Origin of the sequence: Derxia lacustris, from assembly GCF_002105195.1 — a bacterium.
In the GTDB taxonomy this organism is placed as follows: domain Bacteria; phylum Pseudomonadota; class Gammaproteobacteria; order Burkholderiales; family Burkholderiaceae_E; genus Derxia; species Derxia lacustris.
The window spans coordinates 313737-340187 of record NZ_MUHU01000008.1; the positions used below are offsets into that span (position 1 = coordinate 313737).

Annotated in this window: 26 protein-coding genes; 22 read left to right on the plus strand and 4 right to left on the minus strand. The window is 71.4% G+C overall.

Annotated features, from left to right (window positions below):
• The first annotated feature begins 26 nt into the window (after positions 1-26).
• Positions 27-536, plus strand: coding sequence for a formaldehyde-activating enzyme (gene fae, locus B9P64_RS08165; RefSeq protein ID WP_085315714.1), 510 nt, complete (start codon positions 27-29; stop codon positions 534-536).
• A gap of 122 nt (positions 537-658) precedes the next feature.
• Here the strand turns inward: fae (B9P64_RS08165) and B9P64_RS08170 are convergent, their stop codons facing one another.
• Positions 659-1174: a dihydroneopterin aldolase gene (locus tag B9P64_RS08170; RefSeq protein WP_085315715.1), complete on the minus strand. Its 516-nt coding sequence runs from the start codon at positions 1172-1174 to the stop codon at positions 659-661.
• A gap of 128 nt (positions 1175-1302) precedes the next feature.
• On the opposite strand from B9P64_RS08170, the gene B9P64_RS08175 reads away from it, so the two are divergent.
• The 8 genes from B9P64_RS08175 (at position 1303) to B9P64_RS08210 (ending at position 9710) form a co-directional block, all read left to right on the plus strand.
• Complete coding sequence (locus tag B9P64_RS08175) at positions 1303-3438, plus strand: sigma-54-dependent Fis family transcriptional regulator (RefSeq protein ID WP_085315716.1); 2136 nt, start codon at positions 1303-1305, stop codon at positions 3436-3438.
• A gap of 116 nt (positions 3439-3554) precedes the next feature.
• Positions 3555-4172 (plus strand): flavoprotein, encoded by a 618-nt coding sequence (locus tag B9P64_RS08180; protein ID WP_407919679.1) that lies wholly within the window; start codon positions 3555-3557, stop codon positions 4170-4172.
• Positions 4151-5551, plus strand: a complete 1401-nt coding sequence (locus B9P64_RS08185) for a DUF6513 domain-containing protein (protein ID WP_085315718.1) — start codon at positions 4151-4153, stop codon at positions 5549-5551. Before B9P64_RS08180 ends, B9P64_RS08185 begins: the two co-directional genes overlap by 22 nt.
• A complete protein-coding gene (locus B9P64_RS08190; RefSeq protein WP_085315719.1) occupies positions 5552-6133 on the plus strand; it encodes a DUF447 domain-containing protein in 582 nt (193 codons plus the stop codon).
• Positions 6133-6897, plus strand: coding sequence for a (5-formylfuran-3-yl)methyl phosphate synthase (locus B9P64_RS08195; protein WP_085315720.1), 765 nt, complete (start codon positions 6133-6135; stop codon positions 6895-6897). The genes B9P64_RS08190 and B9P64_RS08195 overlap by 1 nt, the downstream gene beginning before the upstream one ends.
• A 267-nt stretch (positions 6898-7164) precedes the next feature.
• On the plus strand, positions 7165-8052 hold the full coding sequence (locus tag B9P64_RS08200) for a glycine betaine ABC transporter substrate-binding protein (RefSeq protein WP_085315721.1): 888 nt from the start codon (positions 7165-7167) through the stop codon (positions 8050-8052).
• Positions 8053-8079: 27 nt separating this feature from the next.
• Positions 8080-9045: a porin gene (locus tag B9P64_RS08205; protein WP_085315722.1), complete on the plus strand. Its 966-nt coding sequence runs from the start codon at positions 8080-8082 to the stop codon at positions 9043-9045.
• Positions 9046-9218: 173 nt separating this feature from the next.
• Positions 9219-9710 (plus strand): SRPBCC family protein, encoded by a 492-nt coding sequence (locus B9P64_RS08210; protein ID WP_085315723.1) that lies wholly within the window; start codon positions 9219-9221, stop codon positions 9708-9710.
• A 4-nt stretch (positions 9711-9714) separates the two neighbouring features.
• Here the strand turns inward: B9P64_RS08210 and B9P64_RS08215 are convergent, their stop codons facing one another.
• The 3 genes from B9P64_RS08215 to B9P64_RS08225 all read right to left on the minus strand — a co-directional run bounded on the left by B9P64_RS08215 (position 9715) and on the right by B9P64_RS08225 (position 12693).
• Entirely contained in the window at positions 9715-10422 is a 708-nt protein-coding gene (locus B9P64_RS08215; protein ID WP_139826201.1) for an amino acid kinase family protein, read from the minus strand.
• A complete protein-coding gene (locus B9P64_RS08220; protein ID WP_139826231.1) occupies positions 10419-11546 on the minus strand; it encodes a hydantoinase/oxoprolinase family protein in 1128 nt (375 codons plus the stop codon). The genes B9P64_RS08215 and B9P64_RS08220 overlap by 4 nt, the downstream gene beginning before the upstream one ends.
• Positions 11547-11640: 94 nt before the next feature.
• Positions 11641-12693 carry an ATP-grasp domain-containing protein gene (locus tag B9P64_RS08225; RefSeq protein WP_085315724.1) on the minus strand — a complete coding sequence of 351 codons (1053 nt, stop codon included), beginning with the start codon at positions 12691-12693 and terminating at the stop codon, positions 11641-11643.
• Between B9P64_RS08225 and B9P64_RS08230 the strand changes: the two genes are divergently transcribed.
• The 13 genes from B9P64_RS08230 to B9P64_RS24280 all read left to right on the plus strand — a co-directional run bounded on the left by B9P64_RS08230 (position 12694) and on the right by B9P64_RS24280 (position 26389).
• Complete coding sequence (locus B9P64_RS08230; RefSeq protein WP_085315725.1) at positions 12694-13401, plus strand: HisA/HisF-related TIM barrel protein; 708 nt, start codon at positions 12694-12696, stop codon at positions 13399-13401.
• A gap of 138 nt (positions 13402-13539) precedes the next feature.
• Entirely contained in the window at positions 13540-14904 is a 1365-nt protein-coding gene (locus tag B9P64_RS08235; RefSeq protein ID WP_085315726.1) for a molybdopterin-binding domain-containing protein, read from the plus strand.
• Positions 14901-16595 carry a formylmethanofuran dehydrogenase subunit A gene (locus tag B9P64_RS08240; RefSeq protein ID WP_085315727.1) on the plus strand — a complete coding sequence of 565 codons (1695 nt, stop codon included), beginning with the start codon at positions 14901-14903 and terminating at the stop codon, positions 16593-16595. Before B9P64_RS08235 ends, B9P64_RS08240 begins: the two co-directional genes overlap by 4 nt.
• A gap of 17 nt (positions 16596-16612) precedes the next feature.
• Positions 16613-17527 (plus strand): formylmethanofuran--tetrahydromethanopterin N-formyltransferase, encoded by a 915-nt coding sequence (gene fhcD / locus B9P64_RS08245; protein WP_085315728.1) that lies wholly within the window; start codon positions 16613-16615, stop codon positions 17525-17527.
• Entirely contained in the window at positions 17524-18339 is an 816-nt protein-coding gene (locus B9P64_RS08250; RefSeq protein WP_085315729.1) for a formylmethanofuran dehydrogenase subunit C, read from the plus strand. Before fhcD ends, B9P64_RS08250 begins: the two co-directional genes overlap by 4 nt.
• A gap of 163 nt (positions 18340-18502) precedes the next feature.
• A complete protein-coding gene (gene fae / locus B9P64_RS08255; RefSeq protein ID WP_085315730.1) occupies positions 18503-19033 on the plus strand; it encodes a formaldehyde-activating enzyme in 531 nt (176 codons plus the stop codon).
• A gap of 23 nt (positions 19034-19056) precedes the next feature.
• On the plus strand, positions 19057-20991 hold the full coding sequence (pabB, locus tag B9P64_RS08260; RefSeq protein WP_085315731.1) for an aminodeoxychorismate synthase component I: 1935 nt from the start codon (positions 19057-19059) through the stop codon (positions 20989-20991).
• Complete coding sequence (locus B9P64_RS08265) at positions 20967-22022, plus strand: AAA family ATPase (protein ID WP_085315732.1); 1056 nt, start codon at positions 20967-20969, stop codon at positions 22020-22022. The genes pabB and B9P64_RS08265 overlap by 25 nt, the downstream gene beginning before the upstream one ends.
• A 12-nt stretch (positions 22023-22034) precedes the next feature.
• The gene (locus tag B9P64_RS08270; RefSeq protein ID WP_085315733.1) at positions 22035-22865 is read left to right on the plus strand and encodes a DUF58 domain-containing protein; all 831 of its coding nucleotides are present in this window, start codon (positions 22035-22037) and stop codon (positions 22863-22865) included.
• Positions 22844-23737, plus strand: coding sequence for a hypothetical protein (locus tag B9P64_RS08275; RefSeq protein WP_139826202.1), 894 nt, complete (start codon positions 22844-22846; stop codon positions 23735-23737). The genes B9P64_RS08270 and B9P64_RS08275 overlap by 22 nt, the downstream gene beginning before the upstream one ends.
• Positions 23734-24810 carry a vWA domain-containing protein gene (locus B9P64_RS08280; RefSeq protein ID WP_085315735.1) on the plus strand — a complete coding sequence of 359 codons (1077 nt, stop codon included), beginning with the start codon at positions 23734-23736 and terminating at the stop codon, positions 24808-24810. Before B9P64_RS08275 ends, B9P64_RS08280 begins: the two co-directional genes overlap by 4 nt.
• Positions 24807-25445, plus strand: a complete 639-nt coding sequence (locus tag B9P64_RS24275; RefSeq protein WP_139826203.1) for a tetratricopeptide repeat protein — start codon at positions 24807-24809, stop codon at positions 25443-25445. Before B9P64_RS08280 ends, B9P64_RS24275 begins: the two co-directional genes overlap by 4 nt.
• Positions 25442-26389, plus strand: coding sequence for a VWA domain-containing protein (locus tag B9P64_RS24280; RefSeq protein WP_139826204.1), 948 nt, complete (start codon positions 25442-25444; stop codon positions 26387-26389). The genes B9P64_RS24275 and B9P64_RS24280 overlap by 4 nt, the downstream gene beginning before the upstream one ends.
• The last annotated feature ends 62 nt before the right edge of the window (positions 26390-26451 follow it).

Here is a 26451-nt window from a genome sequence, read left to right on the forward strand (position 1 = left end):
CCCATAACCAGTAACGGAGATAGCGCATGGCCAAGATCGATCGCATGCTGATTGGTGAATCCCTCGTCGGCGAAGGCAACGAAGTTGCCCACATCGACCTGCTCATCGGACCGCGTGGCAGTGCCGCCGAAACCGCGTTCGCCAACGCCCTGGTCAACAACAAGGACGGCTTCACGTCGCTGCTCGCCGTGGTTGCCCCCAACCTCGTCACCAAGCCCGCGACCGTGATGTTCAACAAGGTCACCATCAAGGGCGCCAAGCAGGCGGTCCAGATGTTCGGCCCGGCCCAGCGCGGCGTCGCGCTGGCGGTTGCCGACAGCGTCGAAGACGGCACCATCCCCGTCGAGGAAGCCGACGACCTGTTCATCAGCGTCGGCGTGTTCATCCACTGGCTTGCCGAAGACGACAAGAAGATCCAGGAATACAACTACCAGGCCACGCGCGAATCCATCAAGCGCGCGGTCAACCGCGAACCCAAGGCGGCCGACGTGGTCGCCAAGAAGGGCAGCTCGCCGCACCCGTTTGCCGCTGCCTGAGCTTGAGCCTGACGCAAGCGGTTGGCCCGGAAGCGGCCGCTTGCCGAAGGACGCAGGAAAAAAGGCCGCGCTCTCGGGCGCGGCCTTTTTTTGCGGCGGCGAGGCGTCGCGCCCCGCCGCTGTCAGCGGGTGCGGCCCGGGATCAGGCCGGCGCCGATCAGCGACAGCACCGAGCCATCGCCGCGCGCAGCCGCCACCGGCGCACGTTCGGCCGGCTGGCTGCGCTCGATGATGACGCCGACCGCTTCCACATCGTCGAACTTGCGCGGCTTGGCCACGCCCACACGGACCCAGCGCGCGCCGAAGTCGACCAGCAGGATTTGCGCGACCCGTTCGGCCAGTGCTTCGAGCAGCTGAAACCGGTGCTCACGCAGCAGGTCCAACAGCACCGAACGCACGACGCTGTAGTCGATGGTGTCGCCGATGCGGTCGGTGTCGCAGGCAAGCGCGCGGGCGACGCCGGCGGCAATGTCGATGCGCACCGGCTGGGTACGATGAAGTTCGTCGTCGTGGATGCCGATGACGGTCTCCCCGGTAAAACCCTCGATGTAGACGATGTCGAGTGGGCCGTTGGCACTGGCGCCGGGCAAGGCCGGATTGACGCTGGCGTCGGCGCGCAGGCTGGCGAGATTGGGCATGTTTGGCTTCTCCGAATACGCATCTGCACTAGCTGTGCGGATGTGAGAAATCACGCAACATCCGCGCCACTGAGACTTGAACCGCCGGCTCGCAAACTGGCTGCCGGCGCAGTGAAGGAGGCAGGTCGATGAGCATTTCCTGGCAGGCGGCCGATGGCCATGCCCACCATATTCTCGATGTCGTGAGCCGGGGCGGCGACAACGCCACGAGCGATTTCGTCATCAGTTCCTGGACCCGCTGCGTCAACGAGTACCGGCTGGACCCGGCCCGTCCGCGCTCGCCCGAGGTGCTCGAAACGGCGGCCTTCACCGAGCGGCTGGAGCGCTCCGGCGATCTGGTGCAGTGCTCGCGGCTGGAGATGGCCACGCTGTACCAGCAGCTGTCCGAGCCCGAGGCGGCGGTGGTGCTGGTCGATGCCGACGGGCTGATCCTGCACATGGTGTCGTCGCCACAGTTCGCGCGCGACGGCAGCGCGATCGGCTTTCGCAAGGGCGCGCTGTGGTCCGAGGATCAGGTCGGCACCAACGGCATGGGCACCTGTCTGGTGGCGCGCGCGCCGCTGGCGATCCGCCAGGACGAGCATTTCTTTGCTCCCTACACCGAGCTCACCTGCGCCGCCGTGCCGGTGTTCGACCACAACGGCCGGTTCGCGGCGGTACTCGACGTGACCAGCCGGTCGCGCCATCACCAGCAGCATTCGCTGGCGCTGCTGAGCATTACCGCGCAGACCATCGAGAACCGGCTCATCGAGCGTGGCCATCGCGACGCCTATCCGATCCACTTTCATGTGCGGCCCGAGTTCGTCAACAGCGCCAACGGCGGCAAGCTGGTGGTCGGCGACGACGGCCGGATCCGCGCCGCCAACCGCGCCTCGCTCGGGCTGCTCGGCGTGAACAGCGTCGACGCGTTGTGTGGCAGGCGGCTCGACGAAGTGTTCCAGGCCACGCTCGACGATCTGCTGCGCGCGAGTGTGGAAAGCTCCTTCCATCCGGTGCCGGTCATGCGCATGAACGCGACCACGCCGGTTCATGCGGTGGCGCAGCGGCCGGCATCGCGGGTGCAGGCGCCGGCGGTGCGGGCGCTGCAACGCGGCGTCGAGCCCACGCCGGTGGCGCGCGGCGCGATTCCGTCGGCCAGCGCCGGCATGGCGGCCGGCGGCATCGCGGTGGCGGGCAGCGCGCTCGCCGGCCATGCCCATCCGGTGCCGATGCAGGGCGTGGAGGCGGCCCGGGCCACCGGGCACACGGTGGTCGAGTACGGCGAGCCGCGGCTGGCGGCCCAGCGCGCAATGGCGCGGCGGGCCATCGCGCGCGGCATTCCGGTGCTGCTGCATGGCGAGACTGGCGCCGGCAAGGAGGTGTTTGCGCGTGCCATCCATGAGGACAGCCCCTGCGCCCACGGACCGCTGGTGGCGATCAACTGCGCCTCGCTGCCCGAGACGCTGATCGAAAGCGAACTGTTCGGCTACAGCACCGGCGCCTTCACCGGCGCCCAGCGCGGCGGCCGGCGCGGCCGCATCGTGCAGGCCAACGGCGGCACGCTCTTCCTCGACGAGATCGGCGACATGCCGCTGGCGCTGCAAGCCCGGCTGCTGCGGGTGCTCGACGAGCGTCAGGTCACGCCGCTCGGCGGCGAGGATCCGATCCGCGTCGAGTTCCAGCTGGTGAGCGCGAGCCACCGCCATCTGCCCGATCTGGTCCGGCGCGGCCTGTTCCGCGAAGACCTGTTCTATCGCCTGTGTGGCGTGGAAGTGGAACTGCCGCCGCTGCGCGACCGTGCCGACAAGGCCGAGCTGGTGCGCCGCCTGCTCGCGCTCGAAGGCGCCGAAATGCGCCTGACGCCCGAGGCCGAGGCAATGGTGCTGCGCCACCCCTGGCCGGGCAATGTGCGCCAGCTGCGTCACGTTCTGCGCACCGCCGCCGCGCTTGCCGACGACGGCCACATCGGCCCCGAGCACATGCCCACGCTCGGCATGGCGCCGCTGTCGCTGCCGGCCACGCTGCCGCCGGCGGCCGGATCGATGCGCGGCATGTACGGCGACGCCGGCCACGAACCGACGCGCGAGCCGGCGCTGCGCGAACCGGCCTTCGTCACGCTCGATGAAGCCGACCGGCCGCTCACGCCGCGCGACGAGCTGCTGCGGGCACTGGAGTTGCATCGCTGGAACATCAGCGCCGTGGCCAAGCACCTCAACATCAGCCGCAACACGCTCTACCGCCGCATGCGCTCGGCCCAGATACCCTTGCAGGCCGAGCCCGAGTGACGGGCGAGCGCGGCCCGCAGCGCCGGCACGGCGCGCGGGCCTGAACCCGGGGGCCGCTCGCGGCGCCGGCATCCCGGGCACCACACCAACTCCCTCCAGCGAGGCCGCCGTCCATCGTGCAGTTCGATCCCGATTACTCAGAAGACAGCCCGTCGCCGGTCGGCGCGGGCGACGGCGAAGGCCGCATTGCCTGGTGCATCACCGGCTCCGGCCACTACCTCAACGAGTCGCTCGCGCTTTGCGAACGGCTGCCCGACGTCGATGTGTACATCTCGGCCGCCGGCGAGGAAGTGCTGGCCATGTACGGCCTGCCGCTCGAAACCCTGCGTCAGCGCGGCCTGCGCCTGTTCCGCGACAAGACCGCCAGCGCCATCCCCGTCGGCCTGCTCTACGAGCGCGTCTATCACACGGTCATCATCGCGCCGGCCACCAGCAACACCGTGGCCAAGTGCGCGCTCGGCATTGCCGACACGCTGCCGACCAACCTGTTCGCGCAGGCCGGCAAGCGCGCCATCCCGAGCCTGGTGTTTGCCTGCGACACCGAGCCGGTGGTGGTGACCAAAAGCCCGACCGAATGGTTCGAGGTGCGTCCGCGCGCCATCGATCTGGCGCATGCCGAGGCGCTGCGGCGCTTCGAGTACTGCACGGTCGTCGGCACGGTTGAGCAACTCGAAGCCGCGCTCGCGCAGCGGCTGGCCGAACTCGGGCTCGCATGGAACATCTCGTCTTCCTGACCGGGCGGCTGGCCGAGCCGGCGCTGCGCCGCGTGCTGGCCTCGCTGCAACCGCCAAGCTTCACCTGGGAAGTGCGCGAAATCGGCCTGCAAGTGGCGGCGCTGATGACGGCCGACATGGTCAGGCGCCGCGTGCCCGCGCCCATCGAGGCCAGCCGGCTGATCCTGCCCGGCCGCTGCCGCGGCGACATCGACATGCTGGCGGCGCACTACGGCATTCCGGTCGAGCGCGGGCCGGAGGACCTCAAGGACATCCCGCAGCATTTCAAGCATGCGGCGCGGGCCACCGACCTGAGCCGCTATCACACGCGGATCTTTGCCGAGATCGTCGATGCGCCGCGCCTGGGCGTGGCCGAGATCGTCGAGCGCGCGCGGCTGCATGCACGCGACGGCGCCGACGTGATCGACCTCGGCTGCCTGCCGTCGACCGACTTCCCGCATCTGGAAGACGCGGTGCGCGCGCTGAAGGCCGCCGGCCTCGCGGTCAGCGTCGATTCGCTCGACGCCCAGGAGCTGCTGCGCGGCGGCCGCGCCGGCGCCGACTATCTGCTCAGCCTGACCGTCGACAACCTGTGGATCGCCGACGAGGTGGCCTCGACGCCGGTGCTCATTCCGCGCGAGCCGAGCGATACCGCCTCGCTGCATGCCGCCATCGAGGCGATGCGCGCCAGGGGCCGCGACTTTCTCGCCGACCCGATCCTCGACCCGCTTCCGTTCGGCTTCACGCGCTCGGTCACGCGCTATCAGGCGCTGCGCGACGCCTATCCCGACGTGAAAATCATGATGGGCGTCGGCAACGTCACCGAGCTGACCGAGGCCGACACCAGCGGCATCAACGCCGTGCTGTTCGGCATCTGCGCCGAGCTGGAGATTGCCGCCGTGCTGACCACGCAGGTCAGCGGCCATGCGCGCCGCGCGATCCGCGAAGCCGACGTGGCGCGCCGGCTGATGTTTGCCGCCTGGACGCAGAGCCGCCTGCCCAAGGGCATCACCGACCAGCTGCTGACCACCCACGCCAAGCGCCCGTTTCCGGACACGGCGGAGGAAATCGCCGTCACCGCGAAGTCGGTGCGCGATCCCAACTTTCGCGTGCAGGTGGCCGAGAACGGCGTGCATGTCTACAACCGCGACGGCCATCGCATCGCGGCCGACGCCTTCGCGCACTGGCCCGACCTCAAGCTCGAAGGCGACGGCGCGCATGCCTTCTACATGGGCGTCGAGCTGGCGCGCGCCGAGATCGCCTGGCAACTGGGCAAGCGCTATGTGCAGGACCAGCCGCTGCGCTGGGGCTGCGCCGTCGATGCGCCGGGCGACAATCTGGACGCCTGGTGTGCGCCCGGCAGCACGCTCAAATCCGCCCCCGAATCGCAGGAGCCCTGATTGCCCTACATCCACGAAGTCGTCATCACCACGGTCGATGGAGACGGCCTGCCGCATGTGGCGCCGATGGGCGCGCGGCTCGAAGGCCGCGAAGTGGTGATCGCGCCGTTCCGGCCCTCGGTCACGCTCGACAACATCCTGGCCACGCGCTGCGCCGTGCTCAACGTGGTGACCGATGTGCGCGTGTTTGCCGGCTGCGTCACCGGCCGGCGCAGCTGGCCCACGCTGGCCACCGAGCAGATCGCCGGCGTGCGGCTGGAGGCCGCGATCGCGCACAGCGAGCTGATCCTGGTCGCGGCGAGCGACGACGCGCAGCGGCCCGAGCTGAGGCTGAGCCGCCGGCATGACGCCACCCATGCCGACTTCGCCGGTTTCAACCGGGCCCAGGCCGCGGTGATCGAGGGCGCGGTGCTGGTCAGCCGGCTGCATCTGCTGCCGGCCGAGCGCATCGATGCCGAGCTGGCGTACTTGCAGATCGCCATCGACCGCACCGCCGGGCCGAGCGAGGCCGAGGCCTGGCAATGGCTGCTCGATGCGGTGGCGGCCTTTCGCGCCGCCGCGCCCCTGGTCCGGGAGGCGTGATGCGCATCCTGGTCAGCGTGCGTGATGTGGCCGAGGCGCGGCTGGCGGCCGCCGCCGGCGTCGACTTCATCGATTGCAAGGAGCCGGCGCAGGGCGCGCTCGGCGGGCTCGATCCGGCGACCATCGCCGCCGTGGTGGCTGAGCTGCGCGCCGCCGGCGCCGGTCACACCCTGGTCAGCGCCACCGTCGGCGACTGGCCGGTCGAGGCGCTCGCCGCCGCGCTGGCGCAGGCGCGCGCGGTCGCTAGCTGCGGCGTCGATTACGTGAAGGTGGGGCTCTGGCCCGGCCCGGCCGGCGCCGACTGGCTTGCGGCCCTGGCGCGCGAGCCCTATGCGGTGGTGCCGGTGCTGATCGCCGATGCCGGCATCGATCTGGCGCTGGCCGAGCAGGCCGGCGCGCTCGGCTTTCCGGCCGTCATGGCCGATACCGCCGACAAGCGTGGCGGCAGCCTGGCGCAGCGGCTCGGGTCTGCCGGGTTGGCGGCCTTCGTCGCGGCGGTGGCGCGCGGCGCGGCCGGGCCGTCGGCGCGCTCGCCGGGCGCCGCGCGCGCGGACGCGGCGAGTGCGACGGCTGTCGGCACGCGCGTGCTGGTCGGCCTGGCCGGTGCGCTGCGCGCTGCCGAGCTGGCCGAGGTGGCGGCGGCCGGTGCCGATTTCGCTGGCTTTCGCAGCGCGGTCTGCGCTGGCGACCGTGCCGGCCAGCTCGATGCCGGCCGGCTGGCGCGACTGGTCGCGGCGGCGCGCGCCGAGCCGCTCGCGGCCTGAGCGGCAGCACCGCGCGCCGGGCCGGCGGGCGCGGTTTTCCGGTCGCCATTCCGGTTTGGCCAGTGCCTGCGTCGGATTCCGCCAATTCACCATCGCAATTGCGACGAGCCAATTGGCGGCAGTGCGACAATTGCCAAATCCGGGTTGCAAGACTGCCGCAGCTGTCGCATGCAGACAGCTTTCTGTCGTTTGCCGGCAATTCGGTAGCGGAATCGAATCGAGAATGGCCGGCGTCACATCCTGTCACGCCAACATTTCCCGGGAAATATGAAGACGATTTCGCGTTTCAAGCGCCGCGTGCTTTGCGGCGCAATGCTGGCGCTGCCGGCATTGCTGGCCGCCAATTCGGCTCAGGCCGAAACCCGCAGCATCAAGATCGGCTGGACCGCCTGGTCCGACGCCGAAGCCATCACCAATATCGCCAAGCTCGTGCTTGAGCAAAAGCTCGGCTACAAGGTCGAATTGGTGATGACCGACGTGGCGCTGCAATACCAGGGTGTGGCCAAGGGCCAGCTCGACGCCATGCTGATGGCCTGGCTGCCCAATACGCACAAGGCGTACATGGAAAAATTCGGCGCCGATCTGGTCGACCTGGGCGCGCTGTACGACAACGCCAAGCTCGGCTGGATCGTTCCCGATTACGTGCCGGCCTCGGTCAAGACCATTGCCGATCTGGCCAAGCCGGAATATGCAAGCAAGTTCGGCGGCAAGATCCAGGGCATCGACCAGGGCTCGGGCCTGATGCGGCTGTCGACCCAGACGGTCAAGGACTACGGCCTCGAAAGCAGCTACAAGCTGGTGTCGGCCTCGGATGCGGCGATGGTGCTTTCCATCGACAAGGCGGTGCGCAAGCAGGAATGGATCGTGGCCACGGCGTGGAATCCGCACTGGCTGTTTTCCAAATACAAGATGCGCTATCTCGAAGATCCGAAGAAATCGCTCGGCGGTGCCGAAGCGATTCATGCGCTGGGCCGCAAGGGCCTCGATGCAGATGAGCCGAAAGCCGCCGCATTCATCCGCAATCTCAAGATTTCGATTTCGGATCTGGAAACCGTGATGCTGAAGGCGAAGGAATCGTCGTATTCCGCCGAGGCGCAGAAATACATCGACAGCCATCCGCAGCTGGTCGACAGCTGGCTCAAGGATTCGCGCTAAGCCTTTTTCCTTCTCCCAAAGACAGACATGAAACTTCTGAAGAATGCCCTGATCGGGGCAGGGGCCGCCGCGTGCCTCGTCGGCGCAAATGGTGCGAATGCGCAATCGACCGTGACGCTTTACGGCTATCTCGATCTGGGGCTGGTCAAGACCAATGTCGGCGGCTGGAAAGTGGATCGCGGCTACAACAATTGGCTCGGCGTGAGGGGCAGCGAGGATCTGGGCGACGGACTTTCGACCACCTTCAATCTGCAAACCCGCTTCAATCCCGATACCGGCGCTTCGGAGCGCGCCAGCACGCTGTGGCAGGGCGAAAGCACGGTCGGCCTCAAGAGCACGAAGTACGGCGCGCTGCGCATCGGCCGGGCGCTGACGCCGCTGTGGCAGCAGGTGTGGAAGTTCGAGCCCTGGGCCAACAGCGGCTTCAATGGCTCGATGGCGGCATTCCAGACCGGCAGCTACACCAGCGACGGCGTGCAGGACGTGGCGCTGGGCTTTGCCAATTTCAGCCGCTTCAGCAACGCGGTGTTCTACGACTCGCCGACGGTCGCGGGCCTGAGCGGCCATGTGGCCAGCGAAGTGGAACGCCGCCCCGGCACCGCCGATCACGGCGCGAGCGGCACGCTGCAATACGGCATCGGCGGCTTTGCCAGCATGCTGGCCTGGGAGCGCAATTCGGCGCGCGACAACATCCGGCTGGCCGGCGCGTCTTATGACTTTGGCCCGACCAAGCTGATGGGCTCGTTCGCCGATGTGAATCTGCAGGCGGTCGGCAAGGAACGTTCATGGGTGGTCGCGGCGACGCAAACCCTGGGCGGCGCCAACGGCCTGCGCCTGGGCTATGGCCGCAACAACCGCACCGACGAGCACAAGGCCAGCCTGGGCCTGACGCACGACCTGTCGAAGCGCACCGGCCTGTACACCGACGTGTGGCGCAACTGGACCGCCAGCGCCACCACCGGCGTGGCGCTCGGCATCACGCACAGCTTCTGATGCCTGCGGGCCGGCGCCGCGATCGGTAGGTCATCGGTTAGGCGCGCGCCGGCACATTGGCTGCCATCGACCGGGTTGATCCGGCCGGTGGCGGCAAGGGCAGCGAATGCGCCCGTCGCTTCACCCGGCACGGGGCTTCGAGCCCGGTTCTTTCTCTTTGGGAGGAGTCGGGAATGAAGATCGAATTCAGGGTGAGCGGCGAGGTCGAGATCAATGCGCTGGCCAGCTCGGTGCTGGCGGCACTGGCCGACGTTGAGGCCAGCGTGACCGCGCATCCGGGGCTGCGCAGCGCGCTGCATGTGGGCACGCATCTCTATCACCTGGAGTTCCGCGAGCGTGAGCTGCTGGGCGTGTACTACACGCCCGAATGCATCGTGCGCTACTCGCTGCAACGCCCGGCCCATGTGTCCTGGAGCACGCTCGACGGCAATCTGCGCAGCGATGGCGACTTTCATGTGCGTTCGACGGCGCGCGGCTGCGCGGTGCGCTATGCGGTGTCCGAGGTGGTCGATCTGCCGCTGGTGCCGCCGCTGATCGCCGGCGCCCAGCTGCTCGGCCGGGTCGAGCTGGATCGGCAGCTGCGGTCGCTGCTCGCGGCGCTCGATGTCGAGTCGCATCCGCTGGCGGGTTTTCCGGCGCCGACGCTGCGTGGCCGTCACGTCTGAGCGATCAGGCCTCGCGCTCGGTCTGTGCGGGCGCGCCGGCTGACGCTGGCGCCTCGGCGGGCCAGAGCGCCAGCGCCAGGCCGGCGGCAGCCACATGCGCGGGCAGGGCGGCATCGACGATGCCGGCGGTGCTCAGTCGTTGCGCAAGCTGGTGCGCGCTTGCCGCCGGTTCGGCGAGCGCGGTGGCGATGCCGTGCTTGACCAGCGCCAGCCGGTCGGCGCCAAGCTGACCGGCCAGCCAGGCGGCGAGGCTGTCGGCGCTGACTTCCCAGCGCGTGAGCGCATCGGGCCGCTCGCGCAGCGCGTCGCGGCCGCACCAGATCGGCAGCCGGCCGTCGGCCCAGGCGGCGGCGATGGCGGCGCAATCGGGCGCGACGGCGAGGCGGGCGGCTTGCGGCTCGGCGGTTGCGGCTTGCGGCGCGGCTTCGGTCTGCGGTCCGGCGCTGGCGCGCGGCAGGCCGGCCATCAGCCGCGCGGTCTGCTCCATCGCCAGCACGGCCATGTTGTGCGCACTCAGATCGTCGAAACGCCAGTGCGCCTGGGCATCGCGCACCGCGTCGGCAAAGCTGCCGCCGCCCGGCACGATGACCCAGCGCCGGCGCGCATCGGCGGCAGCCAGCCGGGCCAGCCGGTCGAGCCAGCCCGGCAGCATCGAGCTGGCGGCATCGCGGCACAGGCTGCCGCCCAGCTTCACCACGGTGATCGGCTTCATCGCCGCGCGCGCGCCTCGGCGCCGACGCTGCTGCCGAGCAGGGCCACGGCCACGCTCGGCGCGCAGACCCGGGCCCAGCGACTGCGCTGTTCATCCACCGCCGACAGCGGCCGATCGAGCCGGGCCATGCGCTCGAAGCCCAGCACATGCCGGCCGCCGGCCTGCGCCAGCCCCTCCACCAGAAAGCTGCCGCAGCCGGCCGCGACCAGCGGCGCCGAGGCCGGCAGCCCCGCCGCCGCCAGCACCCGGCCGAGGTTGAAGCGCAACTCGTCGACGAAGGCGCGGCGCCATTCGCGCGCAAAGCCGAGCCAGGCGTCCTCGCTGGCGTCGCGCGCATCCAGCCCGACCATGCGCGCGAGCCGGGCGCGCGTGGCTTCGGCAGTCTTGGCGCCGTTGTCGGCCGGCGCGTGCTGGTCGTGCTCGGGATCGAGCTCGCCGGTGAGCCGGAACACGTCGGCGCTGGTGGCGAAGAATTCATTCATCACATTGAGGTCGCGGCCGCCGAAGGCGATGCGGCGCGCCAGCGCGCACAGTGGCGTGCGCACCACGCCCAGATAGACCAGTTCGCCGCTGGCGAGGCGCGAGACATCGTCGCGGCCGGCGTCGTGGGCGCCGGCCAGCGCGGCGGGCGGCCGGCCGAGCGACAGCACCTTGCCGTCGCGCACCGCGATCAGGTCGGTGGTGGTGCTGCCGATGTCGACCAGCAGCGCATCGCGCAGATTGCGCGCCACCAGCTCGGCGCTGGCCAGCCAGTTGGCCGAGGCGACCGCATGCCAGTGCGCCTGGGCCTGGGCCGGCGCGATCCAGCGCTCGGGCCCGGCATAGAGCAGCAGGCCGGGGCCGAGCGCGGTCTGCATGTGGCTGGCGATGCCGACCACGCCGGCCTCGCGGTTGGCGAACAGGTCGGTCATCTCGCCGGTCATGGTGACCGCGTGCAGCGCATGGCGCGCGGCTGGCCAGCGCGCGAGCGTGGCCTCGATGGCGTGATCGAGATGGTCGAGCCCCTGCCAGAGCGGGCAGGGCCATTGCACGATGTCGACGATGCGGCCGTCGCGCGCGAGCGCGGCCTTGACATGGGCGCCGCCCACATCCCAGCCGACGACCGACTCACCGTCGTCGAGCATGTGGAGGGGCAGGGTGGCAAGCGGAGCGGTTGGCATGGCGGGCCGGGCGGAGGAAGAAGCCGACAGCATGCCGGCGGGCGCGGCGCGCAGCAGCTCAGTCATGGCGCCGGCCTGCGAATTCGAGCTCGTCCTCGGCATGGGCGGCGCGGTCGGCCAGCGGCGCGCGGCGCCGCGCATGGGCCTGGAGGATGGCGCCGGCCAGATTGCGCCGCAGCAGCCGCGACATGCCGGCATAGGCGCAGGTGACGCGCGGATTCACCTCGATGAGCACCGGCCGGCCGTCGGGCGTCAGTACCGCATCGATGCCGACAAAGCCGAACAGCCCGGGCAGCGCGGCGGCCGCCTGCGCGGCCAGCGCGGCGCAGGCCCGGCCGGCCGGCGAGTCGGGCGCGATGGCGTCGATTTCCACGCCGTCGAAATCGAGCGCGCCGTCGGCCGCCACCGAGATGTGCTGGCGATTGATGGCGAGCAGCTCGGCGCCGGCCTCGGTGACCAGCAGCGACAGGCTGATCGGCTCGCCCTCGACCCAGGCTTCGAGCGTGGCCGGCGTGGCGCGCGCGGCCAGATCGGCCTGGGCCGCCGCCAGCTCGGTGAACACGCGGGTATCGAGCGCGCCGGCGCCGTCGTTGGGCTTGACGATCCAGCGCCGGGCCGCGCGCAGCGCCTCGCTTGCGGGCTCGCCGGCCAGACAGCCGGCGGTGCTGGCAATGCCGCGCGCCGCCAGTTCGCGCGCCAGCCGGCGCTTGTCGGACACGCGCCGGATCGTGGCCGGCGCGCTGCCGGCCCAGCCCGCCTCGCCGACCGCCTCGGCCAGCGTGGCGAGCAGGCCGCCGGTCTCGGGCGCGACCAGCAGCGTGGCGTCATGCGCGCGCGCCTGGCGCGCCACGAACTCGACCGCGCCTTCGCCCGGACGCGGCGCCACATAGGTCACGCCCGCGAGCGGCCGGTCGAAGTGGTTGGCAACGTGGCGCGGCCGCGTGGCCACGCTGATGGCGAGGCCGGACAGGCTGGCAACATCGCCGGCCAGCGCATCGCGCATGTGCAGACCGAGCGGAATCAGCCGGTCCAGCTCGCCCGGCGTGGCGTCGGCATCGCAGCCGCCGCCGCTCACGAATTCATGGATGAACACCCGTTTGCAGAAGGCCATATGGAATTGATCCCTGTCGTCGACTTGATGGCCGGAGCCGTGGTGCGCGGCATGCGCGGCGACCGCGCGCGCTATCGGCCGATCGAATCGGCCCTGTGCGCCGGCAGCGATCCGGCGACGATGGCGGGCAAGCTCGTTTCGCATTGCGCCGCCACCACACTCTACGTGGCAGACCTCGACGCGATCATGCGGGCTTCACCCCAGTGGAGCGCGCTCGAAAGCCTGCTTGCCGCGCTGCCGCAAACCGTGCGGCTCTGGCTCGACGCCGGCTTTGCCGATGCCGATCGGGCCGCCGCCGTCATCGCCCGCCTTGCCGGCGCCGATGCCGCATTGCAGCAGCGCGTGATTCCCGTCTTCGGCACCGAATCGCTCGCCAGCCTGAGCGCCGCCGCCGACTGCCTCGCGCTGCCCGGTGCCGTGCTCTCGCTCGACCGCCGCGCCGGCCACGCGCTCGACCCGGCTGGGCTGCACGAGCGGCCCGAGCGCTGGCCCGAGCGCGTGATCGCCATGACGCTCGACCAGGTCGGCGCCGACGCCGGACCCGACCTGGCCGGGATTGCGCGGCTGCGTTCGCTCAAGCAGGGGCTGTGCCCGTATGGCGCCGGCAGCATCCGCCATGCCGCCGACCTGGATGCCGCCCGCGCGGCCGGCGCGGCGGGCTGGCTGGTGGCCTCGGCGCTGCACGACGGACGCATTCCGCCCGCGTGACACTCTGCCCCGCGCGCAACGCAGTGTGTCGCCGCCCGGCCGACGGACGGCGCGCGCGACGCTGCCGTCGATGGCCAGCGGCGCCCAGGCTCAGGGTTCCCGAGCAATGGCATATGCCTTGCGTTTGAGCCGCTCGCCATGACCAAAAACGCTATCGATTCCGCCTCCGACCGCGCTGCGCGCGACTGGACCTGTCCCTTCTGCTCGCTGCTCTGCGACGGGCTTGCGCTGGCGCCGGCCGACGCTGCCTGGACGCTGGAAGGCAGCGACTGTCCGCGCGCGCTTGCGGCGCTGCGGCATTTCGCGCCGGCTGCAAAGCCTTGCACGCCGGCCTGCCTCATCGACGGCCAGCCGGCCAGCCTCGATGCCGCCATCGCCGCCGCCGCCGAACGCCTCGCACGCTGGAAGCTGCCGCTCTACGGTGGCCTCGCCACCGACGTGGCCGGCGCGCGCGCGCTGTACCGGCTGCTCAACCGCAGCGGCGGCGTGGCCGACCATGCCAACGGCGAGGCGCTCGCGACCGGCCTGCGCGCGCTGCAGGATCGCGGCGCCTTCTACACCACGCTGGCCGAGATCAAGGCGCATGCCGATCTCATCGTCTGCCTCGGCACGCGGCCCGACGACCACTATCCCGAGTTCTTCGCGCGCTGCGGCGCCGACGCGCCGGGCGCTTTCGTCGAGACGCGCGAAGTAGTGGCGGTGGCGCTGCCGGCCGAGCAGGGCAGCGCGCCCATCGCGGCGCGTGGCGCCAGCATCGTGCCGGTCGCCACCGGCGCCGATCTGCATGCCACGGTCGCGGCGCTGACTGCGCTGTGCGCCGGCCGCAAGCTCGCGCGCCCGGCCGATCCGGCGCTCGCGGCCCTGGCCGAACGCCTGCGCGCCGCGCGCTACGCCGTGCTGGTCTGGGAGCCGGGCAGCGTCGCGCGCCACGGCTCGCTGGTGGCCGAGGCAGTGCTGCAATGCGTGGCCACGCTCAATGCCAAGGGCCGCGCGGCGGCCTTTGCGCTCGGCGGCAGCGAGGGCGGCTACACGGTGCAGCAGGCCTTCACCTGGATGTCGGGCCTGCCGCTGCGCACCGCGCTGCGCGCCGGCCGGCTCGATCACGATCCGCTGCGGCATGGCGGCAATCGCCTGCTCGCCGACGATGCGGTCGACGGCGTGCTCTGGGTCTCGTCCTTCGGCCCCACGCCGGCCTTGCCTGGCGCCGCCGCCGCGCCGGCCGTCATCGATACCCGCGCCACCGAGCCGCCCGATCCCGTGCCACCGCTGCCGGCCATCGTGCTCGGCCATCCGGCCCAGGCCGGCGCGCTCGCGGATCGGTCCGACTGCGTGTTCATCCCGGTCGCCACGCCGGGCATCGGCGCGCCCGGCCATCTGTTCCGCACCGAGGGCAGCGTGCTGATTCCGCTCGCGGCCATCGACGCCGACGGCCTGCCCACGGTCGCCGACGTGGCTGCGCGCATCGCGGCCGCCTTCCCGCAAACCACCGGAGCCGCAGCATGACCACCCTGCGCATCAAGGGCGGCAAGCTCTACGACCCCGCCAACCGCATCGACGGCGAAGTGCGCGACCTGTATGTGCGCGACGGCCGCATCGTGGCGCCCGACCCCAACGCCCGCATCACGCGCGAGATCGACGCGACCGGCATGGTCGTGATGGCCGGCGGCATCGACATGCACACCCACATCGGCGGCGGCAAGGTCAACCTCGCCCGCATGCTGCTGCCCGAGGATCACCGCGCCGGCAATGCCCGCGCCGCCGACGCCATCGGCGCCAGCGCGCCCGACTTTGCCGACGCGCTGGCCAGTTGCGGCACTTGCACGCCGGGCACGCTGGCCACCGGCTACCGCTATGTCGAGATGGGCTACACCAGCGCCTTCGAGCCGGCGATGGCGGCGCACAACGCGCGCCATGCCCACATGGAGATGGGCGATGTGCCCATCCTCGACCACGGCGCCTACGTGATGCTCGGCAACGACGACGTGTTCCTCAGCATGCTGGCCGAGGGCGAGGAGTTCGCGCGCATCCGCGACTACGTGGGCTGGAGCCTGAATGCGCACAAGGCCATGGGCGTGAAGGTGGTGAACCCGGGCGGCATCTCGGCCTTCAAGTTCAACCAGCGCAAGCTCGATGTGGACGAGGAGCATGCGCACTACCGCATCACGCCGCGCAATGTCGTGCACACGCTTGCACGCGCGATCCAGGAGCTGGGCGTCGCGCATCCGCTGCACATCCACGGCAGCAATCTGGGCGTGCCGGGCAACATCGCCAGCACGCTCGCCACCATCGAGGCGCTCGAAGGCCTGCCGGCCCATCTCACGCACATCCAGTTCCACAGCTACACCAAGGACGGGCCGAAGAAGTTCGGCTCCGGCGCGGCCCAGCTGATCGAGATGCTCAAGCGCCATCCGGCGGTGTCGATCGATGTGGGCCAGATCATGTTCGGCCAGACCGTCACCGCCTCGGGCGACACGATGCGGCAGTTTGCCAATGCCGGCGTGGCGCATCCGCGCAAATGGGTCGGCGCCGATCTTGAGTGCGACGCCGGCTGCGGCGTGGTGCCGTTCAAGTACCGCGAGCAGAGCTATGTGAATGCGCTGCAATGGGCCATCGGGCTGGAAATCTTCCTGACCATGGACGACCCGTGGCGCGTGGTGCTGACCACCGACCATCCCAATGGCGCGCCGTTCACCAGCTATCCGCATCTGATCCGGCTGCTGATGGATCGCAGCTTCCGCGACGAGCAGATTGCGCGGCTTGGCGCCGATGCCGCCGACGGGCTGGCGCTCAAGTCGATCGCGCGCGAATTCACGCTCTACGACATCGCGGTGATGACGCGCGCCGGCCCGGCCAAGCTGCTGGGCCTGACCGACCGCGGCCAGCTCGGCGAAGGCGCGGCGGCCGACATCGCCATCTACCGCGACGACGCCAACCGCGAAGCCATGTTCACCAGCCCGGCCTGGGTGCTGAAGGACGGCGCGGTGGTGGCGCAGGACGGCCGCATCGTCGCCGCGCCGACCGGCGGCGTGCATTTCGTCGAGCCCGAATTCGATGCCGGCATCGAGAGCTATCTGGGCAAGTACGCGCGCTTCCGCTCGACCGGACTGAACCACGCCACCATCGGCCGCGACGAGCTCTGCGCCTGCGGCAACGGCGGCAGCCTGCTGCCGCATGCCTGCAAGGTGGCCTCGTGAGCGCATCGACCCCCAACATGCAAACCAGCGACATCCAGATCGACGACACCTTCGCCGAAGCATTCCCCATGCGCGTCACGCGCGTGATCGTCACCGCGCACAACGCGCGCTGGGCGGGCATCGCCGGCACGACCATGACCGGCTTTGCCACCAGCGTGATCGGCTGCGGCTGCGAGGCCGGCATCGAGCGCGAGCTGACGCCCGACGAAACCCCCGACGGCCGGCCCGGCGTGGCGGTGCTCATCTTTGCGATGTCGAGCAAGGACCTGCTCAAGCAGCTCGGGCTGCGCGTGGGGCAATGCATCCTCACCTGCCCGACGACGGCCATCTACGCCGGCATCCACGACGGCGATCCGATCGCGCTCGGCAAGAACCTGCGCTTCTTCGGCGACGGCTGGCAGATCGCCAAGATGATCGACGGCCGGCGCTACTGGCGCGTGCCGGTGATGGATGGCGAGTTCGTGGCCGAGGACACGACCGGCATGCTGCGCGGCGTGGGCGGCGGCAATCTGCTGCTGCTGGCGCGCGATACCGATGCCGCACTCGGCGCGGCCGAAGCCGCCGTCGCGGCGATGCGCGCCGTGCCCAACGTCATCATGCCGTTCCCGGGCGGCGTGGTGCGCTCGGGCTCCAAGGTGGGCAGCAAGTACCCGGCCGCCAGCGCCTCGACCAACGACGCCTTCTGCCCGAGCCTTTTCAACCTCACGAAGCGCAGCGACCTCGACGCCGACACCGGCTGCGTGATGGAGATCGTGATCGACGGAATCACCGACACCGACGTCGGCAACGCGATGCGTGCCGGCATGCAGGCCATCCTCGCGCGCGGCGCGGCGGCCGGTTGCACGCGCATCTCGGCCGGCAATTACGGCGGCAAGCTCGGGCCTTATCACTTTCATCTGCGCCGGCTGCTCGGCGAAGGAGCGTCGGCATGAGCGCCCTGCGTCTGCAACTGCGCACCGCGCCGCGCTTTCGCGTGAGCCTGGAAGGCGTGCTGCCTGCCGCCGATCTCGATGCGCTTGCGCTTGGCAAGCTGCCGGTGCTGCACGGCCACGAGACGGTTGCGCTCGGCGAGCTGTTCCGCATCGATGAAGTGGAAGCGCGCGACGCCGTGCCGGCGCTGCTGTTCCAGGGCGATCTGAGCCGCTTCGACCGGCTCGGCGCGCGGCTCGCGGCCGGGCGCATTTCGGTCGAGGGCGACGCCGGCGATTACGTCGGCCTGCAAATGACCGGCGGCGCCATCGAGCTCGACGGCTCGGCCGGCCTGCTGCTCGGCTGCGAGATGGCCGGCGGGCGCATCGACGTGGCCGCCAATGTCGGCGACTACGCGGCCGGCGCCTTGCCCGGCAGCATGGACGGCATGCGCGGCGGCGAGATCGTGATCGGCGGCAATGCCGGCGAGCGGCTGGCCGACCGCATGCGGCGCGGCACGGTCACCGTGCATGGCGATGCCGGCGCGTTCTGCGCATCGCGGATGGTGGCCGGCACGCTGGCGCTCGGCGGTCATGTGGGCGCGCATTGCGGCTATGGTCAGCGGCGCGGCAGCCTGGTGTTTGCCGGCGCCCGGCCGGCCGTGCCCGACACCTTCGTGCCGGCCGAGTACGACCATCGCGTGATCTGGCAACTGCTGGCGCGCAGCCTTGCGAAGCGTGGCGGCGTGTTCGCCGGTCTTGCGGCGCGCAAGCCCGCGCGCCATGCCGGCGATGTGGCGGCCGGTGGCAAGGGCGAGTGGTGGATCGCCGGCTGACCGGCGCGTGCGATCCGGCCGTCGCCCGCGTCGCCTGCGGACAGCCGCATGACGCAAGCGATCCGCCCCGGCCCGCTGCTGCGCGGCAGACTCGCGCGGCAAGTTCTTCGATTCCAACCTGCGCCCGGCGCGCAACCCGTTCAACCCACGACCTGACTAGCTCATGAGCAACTACGTTTTCCACGCTGGCGAAGCCACCGTCCTGGCCGCCGAAGGCCAGTTCACCGACGCGATGCCGGAAATTTTGATCGGCCGCACCGACGGCCCGGTGGGCGCCGCGTTCGCGAACATGATGGCCCAGACCAAGGGCCATACCGCCATGTTCGCCATCCGCGCCTGCAATCAGCTCGTGCGTCCGGCGACCATCATGGTTCCCAAGGTCACGCTGCGCGACATGGTCAATATCGAGCTGTTCGGCGGCGTGGTGCAGTCGGCCACGGCCGATGCCGTCGTCGATCTGCTGATCGAAGGCGTCATCCCCAAGGAAGAGGCCAACAACCTCTGCATCATCAGTCTGGTGTGGATCGATCCGCGCTGCGCGACCGACCCCAATCTCGACAAGAAGGACATGTACCGCACCAACTACGAGGCGACCAAGCTGGCCATCAAGCGCGCGCTCGCCAACGAGCCGAGCGTGGATGAGCTGATCGCCAACCGTCACAGCATCAAGCACGACATGGACGACTGGAGCTGAGCAGCTCCGGCGAGGGAGGCGCGATGAACAGCTTTGTACTGCTCGACGATGCCCGCGCGACGGCCGACAGCCCGAGCAGCCGGCTCTACACCGGCTATGTGCGCGAGCACCGCTGCACCGACCCGGCCACGCTCGACGCCGCATGGGCCGCCGTCGCGGCCGACCAGCGCGACGGCCTGCATGCGGTGCTGCTCGGCGACTACGAGTGGGGCGCCAAGCTGCTCAAGGCCGGCACCCAGCACCTCGCGCCCGACGACGCGAGCGCGCTGCGCGTGCTGATGTTCGAGCGCGTCGAGCACCTCGCCAAGCCCGAAGTCGATGCCTGGCTCGCCGCCGCCGAACAGCGCGCCGAGCCGGTACCGGCCGGCATCCTGGAGCCGCGCGCGAGCGTCAACCAGGCCGAATTCACCGGCGCCATCAACCGCATCCATGCGGCGATCCGCGCCGGCGACACCTATCAGGTGAACTACACCTACCGGCTCGATTTCCAGGCCTTCGGCTCGCCGGTGGCGCTGTACCGGCGGCTGCGGGCGCGCCAGCCGGTCGCCTTCGGCGCCTTCATCGCGCTGCCGCCGGGCGAGGGCACGACCCACATCCTGTCGCTGTCGCCCGAGCTGTTCGTGCGCAAGAGCGGCGAGCAGATCACCGCGCGACCCATGAAGGGCACGGCGGCGCGCATCTCGACGCCCGAGGGCGACAGTGAGGCCGCGCGCATGCTGGCCATCGACGTGAAGAACCGCGCCGAGAACCTGATGATCGTGGACCTGCTGCGCAACGACATCGGCCGTATCGCCGTCACCGGCAGCGTGCGCGTGCCGGCGCTGTTCAGCATCGAGCCCTACACCACGCTGTTCCAGATGACCTCCACCATCGAGGCGCGGCTGCGCGAGGACGTGGACATGCCGACGCTGCTGCGCGCGCTGTTTCCGTGCGGCTCGATCACCGGCGCGCCCAAGCACCACACGATGGAGCTGATCGCCGAGTTCGAGAGCACGCCGCGCGGGCTTTACACCGGCGCCATCGGCTGGATCGATGCCGCCGGGCCGGGCGCGCTGGTCGGCGATTTCTGCTTCTCGGTGGCGATCCGCACGCTCACGCTGGGCGCGGCGAAGGCCGGCTTGCGGCCGGGCCGGCTGGGCGTCGGCGCCGGCATCGTGATGGACAGCGTCGCCGAGCAGGAATGGGATGAATGCGCGCTCAAGGCGCGCTTTCTCACCGCGCTCGATACCGGCCTCGGCCTCATCGAGACGATGGCCGCGACGCCTGCCGGCGTGATGTGGCTCGACCGCCATCTGGCGCGGCTCGCGCGCAGCGCCGGCGAGCTCGGCTTCGCCTGCGACATCGACGCGATCCGGCGCGCCATCGCCGAGCGGCTGCGCGAGGAATTCAGCCGGCCCGCCAGCGAGGACGATCTGGACGACGGCTGGGCGCCGGCCGGCAGCAAGCGCCGCCTGCGGCTGGAGCTGAGCCGCGACGGCCGCATCGCCATCACCGTCGCGCCGCTGGCCGATCTGGGCCCGGGCCCGGTGCGCGTGCTGCTAGCGGCCGATCCGGTCGACCGCGCCGATCTCTTCCTGCGCCACAAGACCACGCTGCGCGGCCGCTATGACCGCGCCATCCGCCGCGCCGAGGCGGAAGAAGCCTTCGACATGCTGTTTTTCGACGGCGAGGGCTTTCTCACCGAGGGCGCGCGCAGCAATGTCTTCGTCTGCATCGACGGCCAGTGGCTCACGCCGCCGCTCGAAGGCGGCGTGCTGCCGGGCGTGATGCGCTCGGTGCTGATGGACGATCCGGGCCTCGCGGCCAGCGAGCGCCGCATCCATCGCGATGAGCTGGCCGGCGCCAGCGCCATCCTCGTCTGCAACGCGCTGCGCGGCGTGCTGCCGGCGGTCATCGCGCACTGCGCGTCCACCAAGGATCAGGCGGTGCCCACATGGCAGGCGACACGGTTGCATTGAACGCGGCGCCCGGCCTGGATGCCGCCGCGCTGGCCGACTGGCGCGCGCGCGCGCTGGCGCTGGAAGCGGCGGTGGCCGGCGCCGTCATCGGCCAGGATGCGGCGATCCGGCTGCTGACGATTGCACTGTTCGCGCGCGGCCATGTGCTGCTCGAAGGCGACGTGGGCGTGGGCAAGACCACGCTGCTGCGCGCGTTTGCACGCACGCTCGGCGGGCCGTTCGGGCGCATCGAGGGCACGGTGGATCTGATGCCGAACGACCTCGTCTATCACGCCTACATCGATGCCGACGGCCAGCCGCGCATCGAGCCCGGGCCGCTGCTGGCGCCGGGCGAGGACATGGCGGTGTTCTTCTTCAACGAGATCAACCGCGCCCGGCCGCAGGTGCATTCGCTGCTGCTGCGCGTGATGGCCGAGCGCAGCGTGTCGGCCTTCAACCGCGAGCACCGCTTTCCGCATCTGACCGTGTTTGCCGACCGCAACAAGGTCGAGAAGGAAGAGACCTTCGAGCTGCCGTCGGCGGCGCGCGACCGCTTCATGTTCGAGGTGGCGGTGACCATGCCGACCGACCCGGCGCTGCGCCGCCGTCTGATGACCGACCCGCGCTATCACGACACCGATGCGCTCATCGATGCGCTGCCGGCCGGCATCGTCGATCACCGCCAGCTCAATGCGGTGGGCGCGGCGATCCAGCGCGAGGTGCGGGTGAGCGATGCGCTGGCCGACTACGCGCTGCGGCTGTGGGACGCCACCCATGCGCCCGGCGCGCTCGGCATCGCGCTCGACCGCGTCGACATGAGCCGGCTGATCCTGGCCGGCGCCAGCCCGCGCGGCATGAGCCTGCTGCTGCGCGCGGCGCGCGTGGCGGCCTGGCTCGACGGCCGCGATTACGTCGTGCCCGAAGACCTGCGCGGCCTGCTCGCCGAGGCGATTGCGCACCGCGTGTTCTTCATGCCGGTGTATCAGGCGCGCGCCGCCGAGCTGGCGCGCGCGCTCATCGGCGAAATCCTGCGCCGCGTGCCGGCGCCCTGAGCGAGCCGCGCCGTGGATGAGTTCGATTACCGCATCCGCTGGCGCTCGGCCGAGGTGCTGCCGGGCGCGCATCGCGGGCTGCGCGACGGCGCCGGCAGCGAATTCGGCGGCCATGTCGGCCTGCTCGGCGCGCCCGATCCGCGCCGGCTCGATCTGCGTGCCAGCATCGCCAATCCGGGCGGCGGCTGGCTGTTCCGGCGCATGCGCCAGCACAGCGGCATCGGCGTGATGCTGCTGCTGGACGTGTCGGCCTCGATGGCGGCGGGCGGCGCGCGCATGGCCACGCTGGCGTGGCTGGCCCGGCTCATCGGCCATTCGGCGCGGCGCGGCGGCGACAGCTTTGGCGCCATCGCCGCCGACGCCAGGCTGCGCGATGCGCTCCATCTGCCGCCCACGCGGGCGCCGGGCGCGGTGGCCGAATTCGCCGCGCGGCTCGACGCCTTCGTGCCCGACGGTCACGGCCATGCCGGCCTGGTCGAGGCTGCCGACAGCCTCGCCGGCCGGCGCCGGCTGGTGTTCGTCGCCTCCGATTTCTGCTGGCCGCTGGCCGACGTCGACCGGCTGCTGCAAGCGCTGGCGCCGCATCAGGTGCAGCCGCTGCTGCTCACCGCCGGCAGCGGCCTGCCGGCCGGGCCCGACGGCCTGATCGAGGTGGACGATGCCGAAGGCGGCGCCGGCCGCGCGCTCTGGCTGCGCCCGGCCCAGCGCGCGCGCTGGCAGACCGCGCTGGCCGACTGGCGGCGCGGTCTGGCCGAACGCTTTGCCGCCCACGGCATCGCGCCGCTGGCCGCCGCCGAGCCGTCCGCCGAGGACATCGGCGAATGGCTGCGGGACAGCGCATGACGCGCCGGCTCGCGCTGCTGGCGCTGCTCGCCGCCAGCGCCCAGACCGCGCAGGCCGCCGACGCCATCGAATGGCGCGCCAGCGAGCCGCGCAGCTACGGCTATCAGCTCGGCGACCTGATCGTGCGCGACATCGAGCTGCAACTGCCGCCCGGCCTCGCGCTCGCCGCCGATGCGCTGCCCGGTCCGGCCCATGTCAACCGCTACTTCGATCTGCTGCGCATCGAGCGCAGCACGCCCGCGCCCGGCCATGAGCGGCTGCGTCTGACCTGGCAGGTGACCGGCGTGCGCGATGCGCTCGCCTTCGTCGATCTGCCCGGGCTCGATCTCAGGCTCGCCGGGCCGGGCGGCGAGCAGACGCTGGCCATCGACGGCCGGCGGGTCGCGGTTGCGCCGGTCGCGCCGGCCGATGCCGAGCCCGAGCTGATCGACGACCGGCCGCCGCGCCGGATCGATGCCGGCCCGGCGCGGCGCCAGACGCTGACCGCGCTTGCAGCGCTGGCAACGCTCGCGCTCGGCTGGCTGGCGCGGCGCCATCTGCTGCCCCGGTTGCTGCCGGCGCGGCGGCCGTTTGCGCTCGCCTGGCGCGCGCTGCGGCGTCAGCGCGGTACCGATGCCAGCCTGGCCGCCGCCTGCGCCACGCTGCATGGCGCGCTCAATGCCAGCGCCGGCCGGGTGCTGCTGGCCGAGGACCTGCCCGACTTCCTGCGCCAGCGCCCGGCCTTCGCGCCGGCCCAGGCCGAGCTGCTGCGCTTCTTTGCCGATTCGCGCCGGCTGCTGTTCGGCGGCCAGCCGCCGGCCGACGCCGCCGCCGCGCGCGCCGCGCTGCTGCGCCTGGGCCGCCAGCTGCGCGATCTGGAGCGCGCCGCATGAGCGCCGCCGGCCTGCATCTGGCCGCGCCGGGCTGGCTGCTGCTGCTGCCGCTGGCGCTGCTGCCGTGGCTGGCGCGCGCCCGCGATGCGCGCTTGCTGGCCTGGACCGCATTGCTGCCGCCCGACCCGGCGGCCGACTGGCTGCTGCGGCTGCGCAAGGCGCTGGCCAGTCTGGCGCTGGCCGCCATCGTGCTGAGTCTGGCCGCGCCCTACCGGGCCCAGGTCGCGGTCGAGCGCGTGGGCCGGGGCAGCGAAATCGTGCTGCTGCTCGACCGCAGCCGCAGCATGGATCAGCCCTTTGTCGAGACGCCGCACAGCATCAATCCCTACTTCCAGGAGAAGCGCGCCGGCCCGCTGTTCAACGGCAACAGCAAGGACGGCAAGGGCCGCATCGCGCGCCGCGTGCTGGCCGACTTTGCGCTCGGCCGGCCGCACGATCTCATCGCCTATGTCGTGTTTTCCAGCCAGCCGATCACCGTGCTGGGCTTTACGCAGAACGCCGACATGGTCCAGGCGGCGATTGCCGCCGGCGACATCGGTCGCGGCTTGCAGGACACCGACATCGGCCGCGCGCTGCTGGCCGGCGCCGCGCTCTGGGACGACCGGCCCTGGCGCGGCTCGCGCACGCTGGTGCTGGTCTCGGACGGCGGCGCCCAGCTCGACGAAGCGACGCGCGCCCACTTGGCGGCCGAGCTGCGGCGGCGCCAGGTGGCGATCAATTTCATCTACATCCGCTCGTACAACAGCCACAGCCTGCGCGAGACGGTGAGCGAGGACGACCTGCCCAAGATTCCCGAGCTGGCGCTGCATCACTGGCTTGGCAGCCTCGGCCTGTCCTATCACGGCTACGAAGCCGAGAACGCCGACGATCTGCGCCAGGCCGTGGCCGACATCGGCGCGCGCGAGAACGCGCCCATCGTCTACACCGAGATCGAGCCGCGCCGGCCGCTGGCACCGGCGCTGCGCTGGCTGGCGCTGGCGGCGCTGCTCGGTGCGTGGCTGCTGCTGCTGCCGGGCGGCGGGTTCGTGCGCCTGCTGCAGCGCGGCCGACCCGCTGCGGAGCCGGCGGCATGAGCCGGCCGTTGTCGGAGTTGCGGCCCGGCCTGCGCCGTGTCGCATGGCGGCTGACGACGGCCGGCCTGCTGCTGTGGGCGGGCGTCGCCGGCTGGCAATGGCTTGCGGCCGAGCGCGTCAATCGCGCCATCGAAGCGCGGCTGACGGCGGCGGCGCCGACAGGCAGCCCGTCACCCGCCGCCAGCGCGCCCGCCACGGCGGCCGATGCGCCGCCCGCCAATCCGCTCGCCGAGCTGGCCGCGCCCGAAGCCGCGCTCGCCGACGGCATCGCCGAGGCCGGCGCCGGTCGCACGCTCGAAGCGCTCGCGGCCTGGCGCAAGGCCGGGCAGGGCGGCGATCCGGCGGTTGCCGCCGATGCCTGGTTCAACACCGGCAACCTCTATCTGCGCCAGGCGCGCGCGCTGGCCGCCGACGGCCGCGAGCTGGATCGCGTGGGCGCGCTCGCCGAGCTGGCCAAGGACGCCTACCGCCGCGCGCTGGCCGTGGCGCCGACCGACTGGGGCGCGCGCTACAACCTCCAGCGCGCGCTGCAATGGTTTCCCGATGCCGACGACGACGGCGCCGCCCTGCCGCCGGCGCCGGCCCGCGAACGCGCGGTGACGACCATGCGCGCCTGGTCGCTCGGCCTGCCGTGAGGGGCGGCGACAGCAGCGCCGGGCCGGGCCGCGACGGCATGGGCGGCCCGCGCGGCGCCGGCCCGGCCGGCCCCGGCAACCGTAGCCGGCGCCGTCTGCGCCTGCTCGGCGCCGCCCTGCTGCTGCTGGCCGGCGCGGTCTGGAACCCCGCCATCACCGTCGAGCGGCCGGTCACCGACGTGGTCGTCGTGCTCGACATCAGCCAGAGCATGGACGTGCCCGACCAGCGCCTCGACGGCCGGCCGGTCAGCCGGCTCGCCTTCGCGAAGGCGGCGTTGCGCGAGGCGCTCGGCGCGCTGCCCTGCGGCAGCCGGCTCGGGCTGGCCATCTTCAGCGAGTACCGCATCCTGCTGCTGACCGCGCCGGCCGAGGTCTGCGGCGCGCATGCCGAGCTGGTCGCGCTGCTCGGCCGGCTCGACAACCAGATCGCCTGGACCAATGCGAGCGAAATCCGCAAGGGCGTGCTGAATGCGCGCGAGGCGGCGCTGGCGCTGCCCGAGCGGCCGGCGCTGGTCTTCATCACCGACGGCCAGGAGGCGCCGCCGCTCGGCCCCGGCCAGGGCCGGCATTTCGACGGCAAGCCGGGCGAGCTGCGCGGCCTGCTGCTCGGCGTCGGCGGCGATCTGCCGCAGCCGATTCCCAAGACCGACAAGCTCGGCCATGCGCTCGGCCTGTGGAGCGAGGCCGAGGTGGTGCAGGGCGCGGCCGGCGGCCAGCATCTGTCGGCGCTCGACGAGCCGCATCTGATCCAGCTGGCGGCCGAAATCGGCTTCGACTATCGCCGGCTCGACCGGCCCGAGGCGCTCGCCGGGCTGCTCGGCGCGGCCAACCTGCGCCAGCCGGCCAGCGGTCCGCTGGCGCTCGGCGACGGCTTTGCGCTGGCCGCGCTCGCGCTGATCGCGCTGGCGTTTTCGGGCGGCTGGCGCCGTTCTGCGCGCCGCTGAATGCCGCGATTCGCGCTGGCGAATCGGGTGATGCCGTGCCGAATGCCGGAAAGCCGAATTGA